The following is an 18,316-nucleotide window of genomic DNA, read 5'->3' as shown; positions in this document are numbered from 1 at the left end:
CGAACGCCGGGTATGCTTGATCGTGGTTTGACTGCGTGCGGGTAAGCTAGACCCGCCCCGTGCGGTGCGCCTCGACTTGCACCGCACTACCGCCCCCATGTGGGCGTTGATCCAGCGCGGCCTCAGGCCGTGCGTTCCAGGCTCGTCCTTTCGCAGAAGTGACGTGCCCCGTTCTTCTATCGAAAGGCACGAGTCTTCGTGACCATGCTTGACGCTGTTCTGCCCGAAATCACCGACATCACCGAGATCTCCCAGGCCCCCGCAGGCGTGTCCGAGTTCACTCTCCTCGGCCTGCCGAAGCCGCTGGTGACCGGTCTCTCCCGTTCGGGCATCGACAGTCCCTTCCCCATCCAGCGGGCCACGATCCCCGACATTCTCGCCGGTCACGACGTTCTCGGCCGCGGCCAGACCGGCTCCGGCAAGACGCTCGCCTTCGGCCTGCCCATGATGACCCGCATCGCCGGCGCCAAGGCCCGTCCCGGCCACCCGCTGGCCGTCGTCCTGGTCCCGACCCGCGAGCTCGCCATGCAGGTGACCGACGCGCTCGAGCCGCTCGGCCGCGGCCTGTCGCTGCGGATGAAGACCGTCGTCGGCGGCATGTCCATGGGCCGCCAGATCGAGGCGCTGCGCCGCGGTGTCGAGGTCGTCGTGGCCACCCCCGGCCGCCTGACCGACCTCATGCAGCAGGGTGAGTGCATGCTGGACGAGGTCCAGGTGACGATCCTCGACGAGGCCGACCACATGTGCGACCTCGGCTTCTTCCCGGTCGTCAGCGCGATCCTGCAGCAGACCCCGGCCGACAGCCAGCGCCTGCTGTTCTCCGCCACCCTCGACGGCGACGTCGACAAGCTCGTCCGCCGCTTCCTCACCAACCCGGTGACCCACTCGATGGCCCCGGCCGCCTCCTCGGTCGACACCATGGAGCACCACGTGCTGGAGGTGCACCGCGACGACAAGTTCCCGGTGACCGCCGAGATCGCCAACCGCGAGGGCCGGACCATCATCTTCGTGCGCACCCAGCACGGGGTCGACCGGCTGTGCAAGCAGCTCGCCCAGGTCGGCATCCGGGCCGGCGGCCTGCACGGCGGCAAGCGCCAGAACCAGCGCACCCGCATCCTGGCCGAGTTCAAGGAAGGCACGATCAACGTCCTGGTCTGCACGGACGTCGCGGCCCGCGGCATCCACGTCGACAACATCAGCCTCGTGCTGCACGTCGACCCGCCCCAGGACCACAAGAGCTACCTGCACCGCGGTGGCCGTACCGCCCGCGCCGGGGAGAAGGGCACCGTCATGACGCTGGTGCTCCCCAACGAGCGCCGCTCCACCGACTCGATGACCCGCCGCGCGGGCATCAAGCCGTTCCGCATCAAGGCCACCCCGGGCCACCCGCGCCTGGAAGAGGTCGCCGGCGCGCGTACGCCCACCGGCGAGCCGATCCCGGTCTGGGAGCCCTCGGCGCCGGCCGCCAAGCAGCGTCAGGGCCGCGGCGGCTTCGGCGGCAACGGTGGCGGCGGGCGTGGCCCGCGCCGCTTCCGCTCCGACCGTCCCGCCCACGGCGCCGGTGAGGGCCAGCAGCCCCGCGAGCGTTCCTTCGGTGACGACAACCGCGGCGGCGGCGCCTCCGGTGGCGGCCAGTACCGCTCCGAGCGCCCGGCCGGCGGCGGTTACCGTTCCGAGCGCCCGGCGGGCGGTGGCTTCCGCTCCGAGCGTCCCACCGGTGGCTACCGCGGTGGCGAGCGGCGCGAGCCGTTCCGCGCCGACCGTCCGGCCCCGGCCGGCGGCGGTTACCGCTCCGAGCGTCCCGCGGGCGAGCGCGAGCCGTTCCGCGGCGAGCGCCAGGGCGGCGGCTTCCGCGGCGGGGAGTTCCGCGCCGACGGCCGCGGCTCCGCCCCGCGCGGTGGCGGCAGCCGCTACGGCCGCTGATCACCTCGTAGGACCCGAGGGTCCTACCGCGACACCCTGAAGGGCCGGTACGGCATCCGCCGTACCGGCCCTTCGGCTTTCCGGGGCTTTGCGGGGCTTTCCAGGGCTTTGCCCGGGGCTTCGCGCGACCGCGTCGGCGCCGAGCCGCCGCCCGGCCGGCGCCCGCCGGCGGCATGTCGCCCTGGCCGGGCCTTCCCGGTGGCCGGCGGGACAACGGCGGCAGGGGTCGATGCCGGCGGCTGCCGGATCCCGTGGTTGACGATCTAGCTTCAGCCGTCATTATGGCTGTATATCCCGCTATTTCCGTTCAACTTCGAATGCCCTGGGGGCCGGGCACTCTCCGCCGGGCTGCCCGCGTGATCAATTGATGCGTCCGGGATCTCCGAGATAAGAGGATAAATGCGCCTTTCGTGGTCCAGCCTCCGTGTTCTCGCTCGCCTTCCCCTCGTCGTCCTGCTGGCCACGGCCGTCGCCGCCGTTCCCACCGCGTCCCACGCCACGTCCGCCGTTCCCCACGCCGCGTCCTCAGCGTCCTCAGCGTCCTCAGCGTCCTCAGCGCAGAGTTACCGCGTCCTGCAGCTCAACCTCTGCCACAGCGGCGTCAACACCTCCTGTTTCAACGGGGCCGACGTCATCCAGGAGGCGCGCGACATCATCGGCGCCAGGCAGCCGCAGGCCGTCACGCTCAACGAGATCTGCCGCGACGACCTGGCCCAGTTGGCCCCCTCGATGGGGAACGGCCACCGGGCGTTCGCCCCGGCGCTGCGGCCCGACGGCACGCCGGTGCGCTGCGTCAACGGGGACGAGTACGGCAACGGGCTGCTCTTCCGCGCCACCGGGGCGACGAACTTCTCCGGCGTCTACGCCACCCAGGACGGCGGGAGCGAGAGGCGCGTCTACGTGTGCGCCGAGTTCCCCGACCTCACCGGTTGCACCACCCACCTGTCGACCACGGGGAGCGTCGCCATGGCGCAGTGCAAGGCCGCCATCGCCATGCTGCGCGACCGGGGCGCCGCCACCAGGCCGACCTTCCTGGCCGGTGACTTCAACATGAGGTACGCGCCGCTGTTCGGGCAGAACGTCCAGAACTGCAACTCCGCTCCCTTCTTCAGGAAGGGGGACGGGGACGTGCAGCACGTCTTCGCGGCGAGCATGGGCTTCGAGCGCACCGACGTCATCTCCATGAGGTACACCGACCACCCCGCGCTGCTCGTCACCCTGACCAAGCCGTGACGGGGCCGTGACGGGGCCGTGACGGGGCCTCGCCGGTCAGGCCCCTCGCAGGGACCCGGCCGGCGGGGGCGGGGGAGCGGTGCTGCCCCTGGGAGTGAGGCGGGCGGCCTCGTCCTGGTAGGGGCCGGCCTCCTCCCCGGCGACGAGGGAGAGGAGCCTGCGGGCGGCGTGGGCGCCGTAGGCGGAGATGTCGCGGCTCAACGCGGTGAGCGGCGGGCGGACGACCCGCGAGAGCGGGGAGTCGTCCCAGGCGACGATGGACAGGTCGCGCGGGACGTCCAGGCGCAGGTCCTGGGCGGCCGACAGCCCGGCGACGGCCATGATGTCGTTGTCGTAGACGATCGCGGTGGGCCGGGCGGGGGAGCCGAGCAGGCGCCGGGTGGCGCGGGCGCCCTCCTCGCCGGTGTGGTCGGTGTGCACGGTCACCTGCTCGGCGACGCCGTCGCAGGCCTCGGCGAAGGCGCGGTCGCGCAGCACGGTGTGCACCAGGTGCGGCGGCCCGGCGACCCTGGCGATCCTGCGGTGGCCGAGCGCGACGAGATACTCCACCGTCTCGCGGACGGCGCCGCCGACGTCGGACCAGACGGGGACCAGCGACCCCGCCCCCGCCGGATCGCCGATCACCACGGCCGGCAGGCCCAGCGCCTCGAAGGCGGGGATCCGGGGGTCGTCCACGTGCAGGTCGACCAGGATGGCGCCGTCGACGCGGCCCTCTCCCCACCAGCGGCGGTAGACCGCGACCTCCTGACCGTGGTCGGCGACCACCTGCAGCATGAGCGCGTACGAGCGGGCCGACAGCTCGCCCTCGATGCCGCTGACGAGCTCCATGAAGAAGGGGTCCATGCCGAGGGTGCGGGCCGGGCGGCACAGGGCCAGGCCGACGGTGTGGGCCCGCGCGCCGTTCAGGGCGCGGGCCGCGCTGCTGGGACGCCAGCCGATCTCCTCGGCGATCGCCAGGATCCTGGCGCGGGTGCCCTCCGAGACGCCGGGCTGCCCGTTGAGGGCGTACGAGACGGCGCCCTTCGAGACCCCGGCCCGCCTTGCGACGTCCGCGATCGTCGGTCTCCTCATGATCCTCTCTCCCCGACCGCTCCCCTCCTGCCTGCGGTGATTGTAGCTGAACCGGTCTAGCCGCCTATTGACAGTGCAGACACATTGACTTTACGGTCGCGTTACTTATCCGGTTCAGCAAGCGCATGCGGTCGCGTTTAAATCGGTTGGGAGCGCTCCCATGCTGGAGAGGAGACTGTCGATGCGGATTCGACGAAGGTTCGCGATCCTCGGGGCGGCGGCCTGCGCGGCCTGCATGGCCGTGGCGGGGTGCACCGGAGGGTCCACCACGCCGTCCGCTCCGAGCGCGGCGCCGCAGGGTTCCGGCGGAGCGGCCCCGTCGGCCGGAGCGGGCGGGGCGGGTGACGCGAACGCCGCGTTCCCCCGCAACGAGACCCTGTACACCAGCGGCACCCAGTGGGGTCCCCCGGCCAACTGGAACCCGCTGCGGACCTGGGACTCGGCCGTCGGCACCAAGGGGCTCATCTACGAGACCCTGTTCCTGTACGACCCCCAGACGGACAAGTTCACCCCCTGGCTGGCCGAGAGCGGCACCTGGACGGACGACAAGACCTACGAGCTCAAGCTCCGGCAGGGGGTCACCTGGGCCGACGGCAAGCCCTTCACCGCCGACGACGTCGTCTTCACGGTCGAGCTCGGCAAGATGAAGACCGTCCCCTACGCCAACCTGTGGGACTGGCTGGAGAAGGCGGAGGCGGTCGATCAGGGTACGGTCAGGTTCACCTTCTCCAAGGCCAACTACCAGCAGTGGGCCAACTGGGTCTACGGCAACGCGATCGTCCCCAAGCACATCTGGGAAGGGCTCTCCGAGGAGGAGGTGCTGAACGGCGTCAACGAGAAGCCGGTCGGCACCGGGCCGTACGCCTACCACAGCCACGACCAGGACCGGATGGCCCTGGTCAAGCGCGACGGCTGGTGGGCCACCGCCGCGCTGGGCAAGGACGTCAAGCCCAAGTACGTCGTCGACATCGTCAACTCCAGCAACGAGGTCGCGATGGGCCTGCTGCTGCAGAAGGGCCTGGACCTCAGCAACAACTTCCTGCCCGGGGTGGCCAACCTCGTCAAGGGCAACTTCGGCGTCCAGACGTACTATCCGGAACCGCCCTACATGCTCTCGGCCAACACCGCCTTCCTGGTGCCCAACACCACGAAGAAGCCGATGAACGACCCCGCCTTCCGCAAGGCGCTCGCCAACTCCATCGACACCAAGAAGATCGTCGAAGGCGTCTACGGCAACCTGGTCAAGGCGGCGAGCCCGACCGGCCTGCTGCCGCAGTGGGACAAGTACGTCGACCAGGCCGTGGTGAGCGAGAAGGGCTTCTCCTTCGACACCAAGAAGGCGAAGAAGCTCCTGGCCGACGCCGGGTACAAGGACGGCGACGGCGACGGGTTCGTGGAGAACAAGGACGGCTCCAAGGCCTCGCTGAAGCTCATCGTCCCGGCCGGGTGGACCGACTGGATGGAGGCGAGCCGGGTCATCGCCGAGGGCGCCAAGGCGGCCGGGATCGACCTCACCCCCGACTTCCCCGACTACAACGCGCTGGTCGACCAGCGCACGTCCGGCAAGTTCGACCTGCTGCTCAACAACGAGCGGCAGCTGTCCAACACCCCCTGGATGTACTACGACTACATGTTCCGGCTGCCGATCAACAAGCAGCAGAACACCGTCAACTTCGGCCGCTACGAGAACAAGAAGGTCTGGGACCTCGTCCAGGAGCTCGACGGCAAGAAGGCCGACGACGCCGAGGGCATGAAGCAGGTCGCCTCGGAGATCCAGAAGATCCACCTGGACGATCTGCCGGTGATCCCGCTCTGGTACAACGGCCTGTGGGCGCAGACCAGCAACGCGGTCTGGACCAACTGGCCGTCCTCGGCCGCGGGCACCCCCAAGACCCCGCCGACCATGTGGCGCAACTGGCTGGAGCTGGGCGGGGTGCTGACCCTGACCGAGCTGAAGCCCGCCGGCGGCTGACCCCGCGATCCTCGTCCCCCTCCCCGCGCGCCGCCCGGACGTCCCGTCCGGACTCCCGCCCGGTACGTCCGCCCGGACTCCGGGCGGGCCCGCCGGGCCCCGTTCCGGGGCCGCACGGGGGAGGGGCTCATCTCGCCGATTCTGGAGGATCGCGTGCGACGCTATTTCGGCCGGAAGCTGCTCGTGTACGGGCTCACCTTCCTCGTGGCCGTCACGATCAACTGGATGATCCCGCGCTTCATGCCCGGCGACCCGGTCCAGAGCATGCTGGCCAGGGCCAACGTGTCACAGCCTGCCGCCGTGGAGGCGATGCGCGCCCACTACACGAACCTGTTCGGGCTCGACCTGCCGCTCTGGAAGCAGTACGCCAACTTCTGGGCCGCGCTCTTCCGGGGCGACCTGGGCACCAGCATCTGGCTGTTCCCCACCCCGGTGACCGACGTCATCGTGCGGGCGGTGCCGTACACGCTGGCGCTGCTCATCCCGTCCATCCTGCTCAGCTGGTGGGCGGGCAACAGGTTCGGCGCCTTCGCGGCCAGGCGGAAGTGGCTGGACAACACGGCCCTGCCGATCGGGTACGTGCTCACCGCCACGCCCTACATGTGGCTGGCCATCCTGATGGCCTGGGGGCTGGGCGTCGTCGCGGGGGTCTTCCCCGTCTCCGGCGGCTACAGCTTCTCCATGCGGCCCAACTGGTCGTGGGAGTTCCTCGGGGACCTGGCGCTGCACTGGTTCCTGCCGTTCGTCTCGCTCTTCCTCGTCGCGTTCGGCGGCTGGGCGATCGGCATGCGCAACATGATCATTTACGAGCTGGAGGCCGACTACTCCACCTACCTGTCCTCGCTCGGGGCCTCGCAGCGGCTCATCCGTCGCTACGCGTTCAGGAACGCGGTCCTGCCGCAGATCACCGGCCTGGCCCTGCAGCTCGGCGTGCTCGTGGCCGGAGCCCTGGTCACCGAGATCGTCTTCTCCTATCCGGGACTCGGCCACCTGATCCTCAAGGCGATCCAGAACCAGGACTTCTTCCTGCTGCAGGGGGCCTTCCTGTTCATCGTCGTGGGCGTGCTGATCGCCAACTTCATCATCGACATCGTCTACGTCCTGGTCGATCCGCGTACCAGGACCGGGATGGGAGGGGAGGCCGCGTGACCGCCGTGCCCGCGGACCCGCGCCCGGACGGGAAGGCCGTCGTGACGGCCGTGCCCGCGAGGCGCCGCGAGGGCCTGTACTTCGCGATGCGCAACGGGAAGCTGCTGGCGGGGCTGGCCGTGCTGGTCCCGCTGCTCGTCCTGGCCGTCGCCGCTCCCGTGATCGCCGGAGGCGACCCCAACGCCTACGTCGCCACCCCCGCCTCGCCGCCCTCGGCCGAGCACTGGTTCGGCACCACCATGTTCGGCCAGGACATCTTCGCCCAGTTCGTCTACGGCCTGAGTCTCACCTTCCAGGTGGGGGTGCTCGGCGGCGGGCTGGCCGCGATCATCGGCATGACGGTCGGCTTCACCGCCGGGTACCGGGGCGGGCTGGTCGACGAGGTGCTGAACATGCTCACCAACATCGTCCTGGTCCTGCCCGCGCTCGCGGTGCTGCTGATCGTCAACGCCTACCTCGGGGTCCGCAGCGTCGGCGTGCAGGCGCTCTTCATCGGGCTCACCTCCTGGCCCTGGGCGGCCAGGGCCATCAGGGCCCAGACGTTCTCGCTGCGCTCGCGCGACTTCGTGGACCTGGCCCGGCTCAGCGGGGTACGCACCTGGAAGATCATCGCCAGGGAGATCGCGCCCAACATGAGCTCGTACCTCTTCATGACCTTCATCCTGCTGTTCGGCGGGTCGGTCCTGATCGCCGCCTCGCTCGACTTCATCGGCCTCGGTCCCAGCGAGGGCGTCTCGCTCGGCCTGATGCTCAACAACGCGGCCCGCTGGAGCGCCCTCCACCTGGGCATGTGGTGGTGGTTCGTCCCGCCGGGGGCCGGGATCACCGCCATCGTCGGCGCCCTCTACGTGATGAACGTCGGCCTCGACGAGGTGTTCAACCCGAAACTGCGGGAGCTGTGAATGACTCTGCGCGTGAACGACCTGCGGGTCCACTACCGGACCCTGCGCGGCGAGGTGCGGGCGCTCGACGGCGTCAGCTTCGACGTCGGCGACGGCGAGATCCTCGGCCTGGCGGGCGAGTCCGGCTGCGGCAAGACGACCCTCGGCAAGAGCCTCATCAGGATGGACGGCCGGATGCGGCTGGCCGGGGGCGGTGCCGAGCTGGACGGCGAGGAGCTGCCGATCGGCGACGACCGCCGGATGAACCCCTTCCGGTTCAGCCGGGTCTCCCTCATCCCGCAGTACTCCATGAGCGCGCTGAACCCCACCAGGAAGATCGGCCGGATGGTCGCCGAACTGCTCGCCTCCCGGGGCGAGCGCCTCGACGTCACCGAGCTGGAACGTCGTCTCGACCTGGTCGAGCTGCCCCGCGGCGTCCTGGACCGCTACCCGATCGAGCTGTCGGGCGGGATGAAGCAGCGGATGGTGATGGTCGTCTCCACCCTGCTCGACCCGTCCCTGCTCATCGCCGACGAGATCACCTCCGCGCTCGACGTGTCGACCCAGAAGGCCGTGGCCAGGACCCTGGTGGAGTTCAGGGACCGGGGTTTCGTGCGCAGCATGATCTTCATCACCCACGACATCTCGCTGACCTACCAGATCGCCGACACGATCATGGTCATGTACGCGGGGAGGCTGGCCGAGAAGGCTCCGGCAGGGGTGATCGTCAACGAGCCGCGCCATCCGTACACGCGGATGCTGATCTCCTCGCTGCCCGAGGTCGGCGTCCGCCACGCCGAGCGCAGGCTGTCGGGCATCCCCGGGAGGCCTCCCTCGCTGCTCGACCCGCCCTCCGGCTGCCGGTTCAGGGACCGCTGCCCGCTCGCCTTCGAAAGATGCGCGGAGGACCCTCCGCCGGTCGAGGTCGCCCCCGGCCACCACGTCGCCTGCTGGAAGGCCTGACCCGAAGGATTCACGACGATGCTGAGACTCGAAGGGGTCACCAAGACCTACAGGGTGGGTGCCTTCGGCACCGCGACCCTCACCGCCGTCGACGACGTGAGCCTGGACCTGGCACCGGGGGAGGTGGTCTCCCTCATCGGCGAGAGCGGCAGCGGCAAGACGACCCTCGGCAAGACCGTCCTCGGGCTGATCCGCCCGACGAAGGGCGTGATCACCCTCGACGGTGCCCCCGCCAGGCCGGGCAAGGCGTACTACCGGCACGTGCAGGGCGTGTTCCAGGACCCGTTCAGCTGCTACAACCCGATCTTCAAGGCCGACCGGGTGCTGCAGATGATCAAGGACGAGTACTTCCCCGGCGTCGCCGCCTCCGAGTGGGACGGCAGGATCGACGCGTCGCTCAAGGACGTCGGCCTCGATCCCGGGCAGATCCTGGGCCGCTACCCGCACCAGCTCAGCGGCGGCCAGCTGCAGCGCCTGCTGATCGCCAGGGCGCTCCTGCTCGACCTCAGGTACCTCGTCGCCGACGAGATCACCAGCATGCTCGACGCGTCCACCAGGATCGACGTCCTCAACCTGCTCGCCGACCTGAAGTCGCGCGGCCTCGGGGTGCTGTTCGTCACCCACGACCTGTCGCTGGGCAACTACATCAGCGAGCGGGCCGTGGTCCTGTACCGGGGGCAGGTGGTCGAGTCCGGTCCCACCGGCATGGTGTTCGGCAACCCCCTCCACCCGTACACGGCCAGGCTGCTGTCGTCGGTGCCCAGGCTCACCGCCCGGTGGGACGGCGAGCCCGCCGCCCCCGCAGAAGACGTGCGGGAAGGACCCTCCACACTGGTGGAGGCCGAACCGGGTCACCTCGTCCGGCGGGGCGACACCGCATCCATGGGGAGTGTGAATTGAGGGCGCTACACGACGGCTGGACCCTTCACCAGGTGGGCGCGGGCATCTCCCGCGTCCCGGCCACGGTGCCGGGGTGCGTGCACACCGACCTGTTGGCCGCCGGTCTCGTCGAGGACCCGTACCTGGACGACAACGAGAACCGGCTGACCTGGATCGGGCGCTCCGGCTGGGACTACGAGACGGTCTTCGTCTGGCACGCCGACGGGCACGACCGCACCGACCTGGTCTGCGAGGGCCTCGACACGGTCGCCACGGTCGAGCTCAACGGCGTCCGGGTCGCGAGCACGGCCAACCAGCACCGCTCCTACCGCTTTCCCGTACGGGAGCTGCTGCGCGAGGGCGAGAACACGCTGCGGGTGCGCTTCGCCTCCCCGGTGGCCTACGCCGAGGCGCGCAGGGCCGAGCTGGGCGACCGGCCCGGCAGCTACGAGGCGCCCTACCAGTTCATCCGCAAGATGGCCTGCAACTTCGGCTGGGACTGGGGCCCGGCCGTGGTCACCTCCGGCATCTGGCGGCCCATCGGCCTGGACGGCTGGAGCGGGGCCAGGCTGGCGTCGGTGCGGCCGCTGGTGAGCGGCGACGGGCGGGTCGAGGCGCACGTCACGGTCGAACGTGCCGACGACATGTCGGCCGCGCCCCTCACGCTGACCGCGGAGGTGGCCGGGGTCGTGGCGGAGACGGTGCTGGCCCCCGGCGAGCGCGAGGCCGTCTTGGAGGTACGGGTGCCCGAGCCCCGGCGCTGGTGGCCGCGCGGGTACGGCGCCCAGGACCGCTACGAGCTGACCGTGGGCCTGTCCGGACAGGGCGGCGAGGACACCTGGACGCGGCGGATCGGCTTTCGCGACGTGCGCCTGGACCGGGCCGGCGAGGGCTTCACCGTGGTCGTCAACGACGTGCCGGTGTTCGTGCGCGGCGTCAACTGGATCCCCGACGACTGCTTCCCGGCCCGCGTCACCCGCGAACGCCTGGCCGAACGCTTCGGCCAGGCCACCGGCGCGAACGTCAACCTGCTGCGGGTGTGGGGCGGCGGCCTGTACGAGAGCGAGGACTTCTACGACCTGGCCGACGAGCTCGGCCTGCTCGTCTGGCAGGATCTCCCCTTCGCCTGCGCCGCCTACCCCGAGGAGGAACCCTTCGCCACCGAGGTCGAGGCCGAGGTCCGCGAGAACCTCGCCCGGCTGTCCTGGCGCCCCTCCCTGGCGCTGTGGTGCGGCAACAACGAGGCCCTCGAAGGCCACGCCGACTGGGGCTGGCAGGACGAGCTGGACGGGCGCACCTGGGGCGCGGGCTTCTACCACGGGCTGTTCCCGGCCCTGGTGGCCGAACTCGACCCCACCCGCCCCTACTGGCCGGGCAGCCCGTACTCCGGCCACCCCGGCCTGCCGCCCAACGCCCCCGCCCACGGCACCACCCACATCTGGGACGTGTGGAACCGCGAGGACTACACCCACTACGCCACCTACGCCCCCCGCTTCGCCGCCGAGTTCGGCTTCCAGGGCCCGCCGGCCCACGCCACGCTGCGCGAGGCCGTCAGCGGCGAGCTGACCCCCGACGCGCCCCTGGTCCTGCACCACCAGAAAGCCCACGAGGGCAACGCCAAGCTCCTGCGCGGCCTGGGCGAGCACCTGCCGACCCCGCAGACCTACGACGACTGGCACTACCTGACCCAGCTCAACCAGGCCAGGGCGGTCACCTTCGGCGTCGAACGCTTCCGCGCCCTGGCCCCCTACTGCGCCGGCACCATCGTCTGGCAGCTCAACGACTGCTGGCCGGTCACCTCCTGGTCGGCCGTCGACGGCCGCGGCCGGCGCAAGCCGCTGTGGTACGCGCTGCGCCGCGTCTACGCCGACCGTCTCCTGAGCGTCCAGGACGGCGCCGTGGCCGTGGTCAACGACGGCCCGGAACCCTGGACGGGCGAGCTGGAACTCCAGCGGCTCGCCCTGAGCGGGGAACCGCTGGCCAAGGAGAGCGTCCGGGTCGACGTGGCACCCCGCTCGGTGACGAGGGTGCCGCTCCCGGACCCGGTGGCCGTCCCGGGAGACCCGTCGGCCGAGCTGCTGTCGGTACGGCTGGGCGGGCACCGCACGCTCCACTTCTTCGCCGAGGACACCCGCGTCGCCTTCCCCGCCGCCGTCCACGACACCGAGGTGGCCGAGGCGGAGGGCGGCGGCCTGGACGTCACCGTCACCGCCCGCACCCTCCTGCGCGACCTGGCCCTGTTCCCCGACCGCCTCGACCCGGCCTCCTCGGTCGACGACATGCTCATCACCCTGCTGCCCGGCGAGAGCGTCACCCTGCACGTCACCGGCTCGCCCGACCCCGCCGCCCTCGTCACCCGCCCGGTGCTGCGCTGCGTCAACGGCTGAGCGCTCCGGGGAGGTTTCCGGCCGTCCGGGGGAAAGGGGACGACGACCGGGCGGCGCGCGTCCCAGAGCGTGGACCTGCACGCGCCGGGGGCCGACGGCCCGTTAGGCTTGACGGGCACATCCGACGACGCCGAGAGAGACCATGAAGACCTTCGAAGAGCTGTACGCCGAGCTGTCCGACAAGGCGCGCACCCGGCCCGAGGGCTCGGGCACCGTGGCCGCGCTGGACGCCGGGGTCCATGCCATCGGCAAGAAGGTCGTGGAGGAGGCCGCCGAGAGCTGGATGGCGGCCGAGCACGAGTCGAACGAGCGGGCCGCCGAGGAGATCTCCCAGCTCCTCTACCACGTGCAGGTCCTCATGATCGCCAAGGGGATCGGACTGGACGAGGTCTACAAGCATCTGTGAGCCGGTGCGCCCGGCTCCGGCCCTCGTAGGCAATCCCGTCCACCTGTAAGGAAGCCCGCCATGCTGCGTCTCGCCGTACCCAACAAGGGCGCCCTCACCGAGGGTGCCCAGACGATCCTCAAGGAAGCCGGATACCGCGTCCGCAAGGACAGCAAGGAGCTCGTGGTCGCCGACCCGGAGAACTCCTGCGAGCTGTTCTTCCTGCGGCCCAAGGACATCGCCGTCTACGTCGGCGAGGGCACCCTGGACGCCGGGATCACCGGCCGCGACATGCTCCACGACTCCGGGGCGCGGGTCGAGGAGATCATCCCGCTCGGCTTCGGCCGCTCCACCTTCCGCTTCGCCGCCAACCCCGGCGACTTCGACTCCGTCGCCGACCTCAAGGGCAGGCGCGTCGCCACCGCCTACGCGGGGCTGCTGGAGACCTACCTCGCCGAGCAGGGCGTCGAGGCCCGGGTGATCAAGCTGGACGGCGCGGTCGAGACCGCCATCCGGCTGGGCGTGGCCGACGCCGTGGCCGACGTCGTGGAGACCGGCACCACGCTGCGCAACATCGGCCTGGAGGTGTTCGGCGAGCCGATCACCCACTCCGAGGGTGTGCTGATCAAGGGGGTCGGGACCGAGGAGACCCCGGGCCTGCGGCAGCTCATCCGCCGCCTGCAGGGCGTGCTGGTGGCGCGCGACTACGTGATGATGGACTACGACATCCGCGCCGAGCGGATCGAGGAGGCCATCGCCCTCACCCCCGGCATGGAGGGGCCGACGGTCTCCCCGCTGCACCGGGAGGGCTGGGTCGCGGTCCGGGCCATGGTCCCGCGCAAGGGGCACCAGCAGATCATGGACCAGCTCTGGGAGATGGGGGCCAAGGCCATCCTGGTGACCGCCATCTTCGCCTGCCGTCTCTGAGCCGCACCCTCGCCTGCCGCCCCGGCCCGTAGCGCTGGGCACCCCGGGCGCGCCGCGCACCCCGGCGGGCCCGCCCCGCGTTCCCGCGGCGCCGGGGCGGCCCGCCGCCGGGGCCGAAGAGGCGGACCTCCCCGCCCGGCCGGACCCGCGGTCAGGAGGAGAGCGTCGCGGCCTCCTCGGCCTCGATCTGCTCGTTCCACTCGCGCTTGGAGGAACGCCAGGCCTCGTCGTCGCGGCCGAGGCGCCAGTAGCCCGAGATGGAGAGTCTCTCCAGCGGGATGCCGCGCTCGGCGCGCAGGTGGCGCCTGAGGTCGCGGACGAAGCCCGCCTCGCCGTGGACGAAGGCGTGCACGTCGCCGTCGGGGAAGTCGAGCTCGCGGACCGCCCTGACCAGCAGCTCGCCGTACGGGGCGCCCCCGCGGTGCAGCCAGACGATCCGCGCGTCACCGGGGGAGTCGATCTTCTGCTCCTCCTCGGGGCCCTCGACCTCGATGAAGGCCCAGGCCGGTGCCCCGGCGGGGAGGTTCTCCAGGGCGACGGCGATGGCGGGCAGCGCGCTCTCGTCTCCCGCGAACAGGTGCCAGCCGGCCTCGGGGTCGGGCGCGTACGCGCCGCCGGGGCCGAAGAAGTGGACCTCCTCGCCCGGCCGGACCCGGTCGGCCCACGGCCCCGCGAGGCCGCTGTCGCCGTGGTGGACGAAGTCGATCGTCAGCTCGCCCGCGTCGGCGTCCCAGCGGCGGACGGTGTAGGTGCGGGTGGTGGGCCACTGCTCGCGGGGCAGGTCGCGGCGGATCGCCTCCATGTCGAACGGCCGGGGGTAGCTCACCCCGGCCGGGGCGAACAGCAGCTTGACGTAGTGGTCGGTGTACTCGTCCGCGCGGAAACCGGCGAGACCCTCGCCGCCGAGCACCACCCGGATCATGTGGGGGGTGAGCCGCTCGACCCGCCGGACCAGGCAGCTCGTCACCTTCGGTGTGCGGCGCCCGGCCTTCTCGTCTGCCATGTGTCACTCCGTGGGAATCCAAGTTAGGTATACCTAACTCGTACCATACGTCACCTGAGGGCGGCGACGGCCTTCACCGCCTGGTCCACCTGTTCGGGGGTGGTGACGATCCCGGTACCGAAACGCAGGTAGACGTCCTGGTACGGGGTGGCGCTGGTGACGATCCGGTGGTCGCGGCGGAGCCTGCCCACCGCGGTGGGGGCGTCCATGCCGTCGACCACGCAGCAGACCAGCCCGGCCGACAGCTCGGCGGAGACCGGGGTGATCAGCCGCACGTTGGGCAGGCCCGCGAGCCCCGCCTTGAGCCGGGTGGCCTGCTCGGTGATCCTGGCCGCCACCCGCTCCTTGCCGATCGCCCGGTGGAAGGCGAACGCCTCGCTCAGCGCCCAGCGGTGCTCGAAGCTGTGGTAGCCGCCGGGGGTGTGCAGCAGGCCGCCGGGGCCGTACGGCTCGTCGCCGGTCCCCGGATCGACGGTCACGTTGGAGAAGCTCGCGATCACCGGCAGCAGCGCGCCCCAGGCCTGCCCCCTGCCCCACAGGATGCCGGTGCCCCGGGGGCCGAACAGCCACTTGTGGGTGCCGCTGGCCAGGAAGTCGCAGCCCAACTCCTCCACCCCGTCGGCCATCGCGCCGAAACCGTGCACCCCGTCCACGCACAGCAGCGCCCGGTCCCCGGCGTCCCTGGAGCGGTTGGCCTCGGCGACCATGTCGGCGATCGCCCTGACCGGCATCCGCACCCCGGTGCCCGAGTGCACCCAGGTGATCGCCACCACCCGGGTCCTCGGCGTGAGCGCGGCCTTCAGCCGGGAGACGATCTCGTCGGCGGAGGCCTTGGCCGGGTCGTCGTACAGGCCGACCCTGCGGACCTTGGCGCCGGTCCTGGCGGCGAGCAGCCGCAGGCTCTCGTGGGTGGCGAAGAAGTCGTGCTCGGTGGTGAGCACGTCCTGGCCGGGGAGCAGCCGCATGCCGCTGTAGAGCAGGCCCAGGCCCATCGTGGTGCTGTCGGTGAGGGCGACGTCGGGGGCGTCGGCGCCCAGGTAGGCGGCGGCGGCCTCGCGCACCGCCCCCTCCCTGTCCTCGCCGTGCAGGTAGGCGTCGGTGTCGGTGTCGAGGCCGCGCCGGTGTTCCTCGATCGCCCGCCGCACCTGGGCCGGGTGGGAGGCGAGGACGTAGGCGGCGAACTGCGCGTAGGAGGGGTCGAGCGGGAACTGGGCCCGCACCGACTCCCAGCTGGCGGGGTCGAACGGCGGAGGCTGCGGGGCGGCGGGGGTGGCAGGGGCGGCGGGGGTGGCAGGGGTGTCGGCGGAGGTGCATCCGGACAGCGCGGCTCCGGCTCCGGCCAGGAGTCCCGCCCCGAGCAGTCCCCGCCGCCCGACCCGAGGTCCGCGATCGTCCATTCCGTGCCCCTTGTCGCCCCTCGTCGTCGTCTCGCCCTGTGCCCTTCCTACCGTGATCATGCGCGCCTGCCAAGGGGCGCGGCGCCGGCGCGGCGGATATTCGAATCTACAACGTAAAGGCGATGGCGTCCGGCATGGCGAGACGATCCGTCCCGACAACGGGCGGAACCGAGGAGCGAGGCCGGCGGGTGAAGGAGCCCTCAGCGCTGCATGGCCGCCACCTGGCGGATCAGGTCGGCGACCCGGACGACGCCCATGCAGCGGCCGACCTCGTCGGTGACGACCAGGTCGTCGTAGACGCGTTCGGCGTCGCGGCCCGCGACCTGCATGGCCGCTATGGCGGGGGTGGTCTTGGGAACCGTGCGCGCGGGGTCGGCCAGCCGCCCGGCGGCCTTCTTGCCGTGCAGGGCGTGACCGAAGCGCCCGGCGATCGACAGCAGGAAGCGGCTGCGGTCGAGGCTGCCCCTGGGACGCTGGTACTCGTCGACGAGGATCACGCTGGTGATGGACGGCTCGCTGCCGAAGGCGTCGATCACGGCCTCGGCGGTGGCCTCGTAGGGGAGGGTCACCGCGGGCAGCAGGAACTCGTGGACGCGGGGACCGAGCAGGAGCCGCGAGGGCTCCTGCTCGACGACCGGGAGCGGCACGTGCACCCGTCCCGACGGGCCGGGGATCAGCAGCGGGCCCTGGGCCAGCCGCACTCCCCAGCCGCGGATCACGGCGAGCTGCGCCTCGTCCCTCACTCCCGGGGCCAGCACGTGCGTCCCCGTTCCCCGCGCGAGCCGCGCCAGGCCCTCCCCGATCGCGGTGCGGCGCGGGTCGCCGGGCACCTGGTCGATCAGGTCCCGCGAGATCACCGCCAGGTACGGTGCCGCGTCGGCGAGCAGGTCCAGCGGGACGTGCGCGGTGCCCAGGTCGCCGACCGCGATGAGGTAGCCGATGGCGCGCAGGCCGTCCAGCCCGGTGAGCAGGGAGCGGCGCTCGAACTGGGCGAAGTCGCCTCGTACGGTGAGGATCACCTCGCGAGGCCGTCGGCCTGACGCGCGCAGGGCCTCGTGCAGCGGTGCGAGCGCGGCCGAGCCGCCGATCACCGCGGCCGTCGGCAGGGTGAGCACCAGGGGGAGCAGGGCCTCGCCCGCGGCGACGTCGCGCACCGTCTGGACGGTGGAGGAGATGTTCCCGCGTCCCTCGCCGTCCGCCTGGAAGGCGATGACGCCCCCGGTGTCGAGATCGACGACAGGCGTGACACCCGCGCCTGCCGCGGAGGCCTGCGGGACGGCTCGCGCTCTGGTCGTCACATTCCGAGCATGGGGCATTCTCTACCGTCACAGAAGTAACGCACTGTGATGTTCACCGATATTTCGCCATTCGTTGGACTTGACCAGTGAGACCGTGTGTTCGGCGAGGTCAGCCGGTAGTGTCGCGTTCCATGACGTCGCGACCGGCCAAGGGGGGAGGCCGCTGGGTCTCCGTGGCGCCCGAGCGCCTGAACCGCTGGATCGACGGCTTCGTCGACCGGCACGGCCCGCCGAGCGTGACGGCCTCGGCCTCCGTCGTGCGCCTGGAGGGCGCTGACGGCGCGGTCGCCGAGTGCCAGGTGCCGTTCCCGCCGCTGACCTCCTCGGGGGGCGGCCCGATGGCGCGCCTGGTCACCCACGTGCGCACCGAGCGCAGGATCGGCGTGCTGCTGGTACGGCTGGGCGGCCACGCGGCGGGGATCTTCCAGGGTGCGGAGCTGCTCTCCTCCAAGGTGGGCTCGCGGCAGGTCCACGGGCGCAGCGCGGCGGGCGGCTGGTCCCAGCGGCGCTTCGCCCGGCGCAGGGAGAAGCAGGTGGACCAGGCGCACGAGGCGGCGGCCGAGGTGGCGCTGCGCGTCCTGGGCCCGCACGTGGGCGAGTTGGAGGCGGTCGTGCTGGGCGGCGACCGGCGCGCGGTCGACGCGCTGCGGCCCGACCGCAGGCTCGCGCCGGTCTTCGCGCTGGAGGCCGAGCCCTTCCTGACGGTCCCCGACCCGCGGCTGGTGATTCTCAAGGACACCCCCGCCCAGTTCCGCGCGGTCCGCATCAGGGTGAGCGATCCGGGATGACCGGGTCGCCGGTGAGCGGGTTCCGTGCGCAAGGGCCTGTGTGAACGGGGTTCGCGTGGC

15 protein-coding genes are annotated in these 18,316 nt (G+C 71.5%); 11 read left to right on the top strand and 4 right to left on the bottom strand.

The features are described 5' to 3' along the window. Positions 1–204: 204 nt before the first annotated feature. Complete coding sequence (locus ACTOQ3_RS20580) at positions 205–1,923, top strand: DEAD/DEAH box helicase (RefSeq protein ID WP_440084977.1); 1,719 nt, start codon at positions 205–207, stop codon at positions 1,921–1,923. A gap of 399 nt (positions 1,924–2,322) precedes the next feature. Next, a complete protein-coding gene (locus ACTOQ3_RS20575; protein WP_440084976.1) occupies positions 2,323–3,156 on the top strand; it encodes a hypothetical protein in 834 nt (277 codons plus the stop codon). A 36-nt stretch (positions 3,157–3,192) separates the two neighbouring features. On the opposite strand, the gene ACTOQ3_RS20570 is transcribed toward ACTOQ3_RS20575, so the two are convergent. Then, positions 3,193–4,227 carry a LacI family DNA-binding transcriptional regulator gene (locus tag ACTOQ3_RS20570; protein WP_440084975.1) on the bottom strand — a complete coding sequence of 345 codons (1,035 nt, stop codon included), beginning with the start codon at positions 4,225–4,227 and terminating at the stop codon, positions 3,193–3,195. Positions 4,228–4,408: 181 nt separating this feature from the next. Between ACTOQ3_RS20570 and ACTOQ3_RS20565 the strand changes: the two genes are divergently transcribed. The 8 genes from ACTOQ3_RS20565 to hisG all read left to right on the top strand — a co-directional run bounded on the left by ACTOQ3_RS20565 (position 4,409) and on the right by hisG (position 13,770). Then, positions 4,409–6,199 carry an ABC transporter substrate-binding protein gene (locus tag ACTOQ3_RS20565; protein ID WP_440084974.1) on the top strand — a complete coding sequence of 597 codons (1,791 nt, stop codon included), beginning with the start codon at positions 4,409–4,411 and terminating at the stop codon, positions 6,197–6,199. 153 nt (positions 6,200–6,352) lie between these two features. Beyond that, positions 6,353–7,348, top strand: coding sequence for an ABC transporter permease (locus ACTOQ3_RS20560; RefSeq protein WP_440084973.1), 996 nt, complete (start codon positions 6,353–6,355; stop codon positions 7,346–7,348). Continuing rightward, on the top strand, positions 7,345–8,250 hold the full coding sequence (locus ACTOQ3_RS20555; protein WP_440084972.1) for an ABC transporter permease: 906 nt from the start codon (positions 7,345–7,347) through the stop codon (positions 8,248–8,250). The genes ACTOQ3_RS20560 and ACTOQ3_RS20555 overlap by 4 nt, the downstream gene beginning before the upstream one ends. Continuing rightward, positions 8,251–9,192, top strand: coding sequence for an ABC transporter ATP-binding protein (locus ACTOQ3_RS20550; protein WP_440084971.1), 942 nt, complete (start codon positions 8,251–8,253; stop codon positions 9,190–9,192). A gap of 18 nt (positions 9,193–9,210) precedes the next feature. Next, on the top strand, positions 9,211–10,092 hold the full coding sequence (locus ACTOQ3_RS20545; RefSeq protein ID WP_440066062.1) for an ABC transporter ATP-binding protein: 882 nt from the start codon (positions 9,211–9,213) through the stop codon (positions 10,090–10,092). Next, positions 10,089–12,458 (top strand): glycosyl hydrolase 2 galactose-binding domain-containing protein, encoded by a 2,370-nt coding sequence (locus ACTOQ3_RS20540; RefSeq protein ID WP_440084970.1) that lies wholly within the window; start codon positions 10,089–10,091, stop codon positions 12,456–12,458. The genes ACTOQ3_RS20545 and ACTOQ3_RS20540 overlap by 4 nt, the downstream gene beginning before the upstream one ends. A gap of 142 nt (positions 12,459–12,600) precedes the next feature. Then, complete coding sequence (locus ACTOQ3_RS20535) at positions 12,601–12,864, top strand: phosphoribosyl-ATP diphosphatase (protein ID WP_012892448.1); 264 nt, start codon at positions 12,601–12,603, stop codon at positions 12,862–12,864. Positions 12,865–12,924: 60 nt separating this feature from the next. Continuing rightward, entirely contained in the window at positions 12,925–13,770 is an 846-nt protein-coding gene (gene hisG / locus ACTOQ3_RS20530; protein ID WP_440084969.1) for an ATP phosphoribosyltransferase, read from the top strand. Between the two features lie 151 nt (positions 13,771–13,921). Here the strand turns inward: hisG and ACTOQ3_RS20525 are convergent, their stop codons facing one another. The 3 genes from ACTOQ3_RS20525 to ACTOQ3_RS20515 form a co-directional block, all read right to left on the bottom strand. Beyond that, positions 13,922–14,773: a siderophore-interacting protein gene (locus ACTOQ3_RS20525; protein WP_440084968.1), complete on the bottom strand. Its 852-nt coding sequence runs from the start codon at positions 14,771–14,773 to the stop codon at positions 13,922–13,924. 50 nt (positions 14,774–14,823) lie between these two features. Beyond that, positions 14,824–16,170 carry an aminotransferase class V-fold PLP-dependent enzyme gene (locus ACTOQ3_RS20520; protein WP_440084967.1) on the bottom strand — a complete coding sequence of 449 codons (1,347 nt, stop codon included), beginning with the start codon at positions 16,168–16,170 and terminating at the stop codon, positions 14,824–14,826. 200 nt (positions 16,171–16,370) lie between these two features. Further along, positions 16,371–17,468 carry an EAL domain-containing protein gene (locus tag ACTOQ3_RS20515; RefSeq protein ID WP_440084966.1) on the bottom strand — a complete coding sequence of 366 codons (1,098 nt, stop codon included), beginning with the start codon at positions 17,466–17,468 and terminating at the stop codon, positions 16,371–16,373. Positions 17,469–17,599: 131 nt separating this feature from the next. Between ACTOQ3_RS20515 and ACTOQ3_RS20510 the strand changes: the two genes are divergently transcribed. After that, positions 17,600–18,256: an acVLRF1 family peptidyl-tRNA hydrolase gene (locus ACTOQ3_RS20510; protein ID WP_440084965.1), complete on the top strand. Its 657-nt coding sequence runs from the start codon at positions 17,600–17,602 to the stop codon at positions 18,254–18,256. Positions 18,257–18,316 lie beyond the last annotated feature (60 nt).

This window comes from Streptosporangium sp. LJ11, assembly GCF_051918945.1.
GTDB lineage: Bacteria > Actinomycetota > Actinomycetes > Streptosporangiales > Streptosporangiaceae > Streptosporangium.
This window is presented reverse-complemented; position numbering and strand designations above follow the sequence as displayed.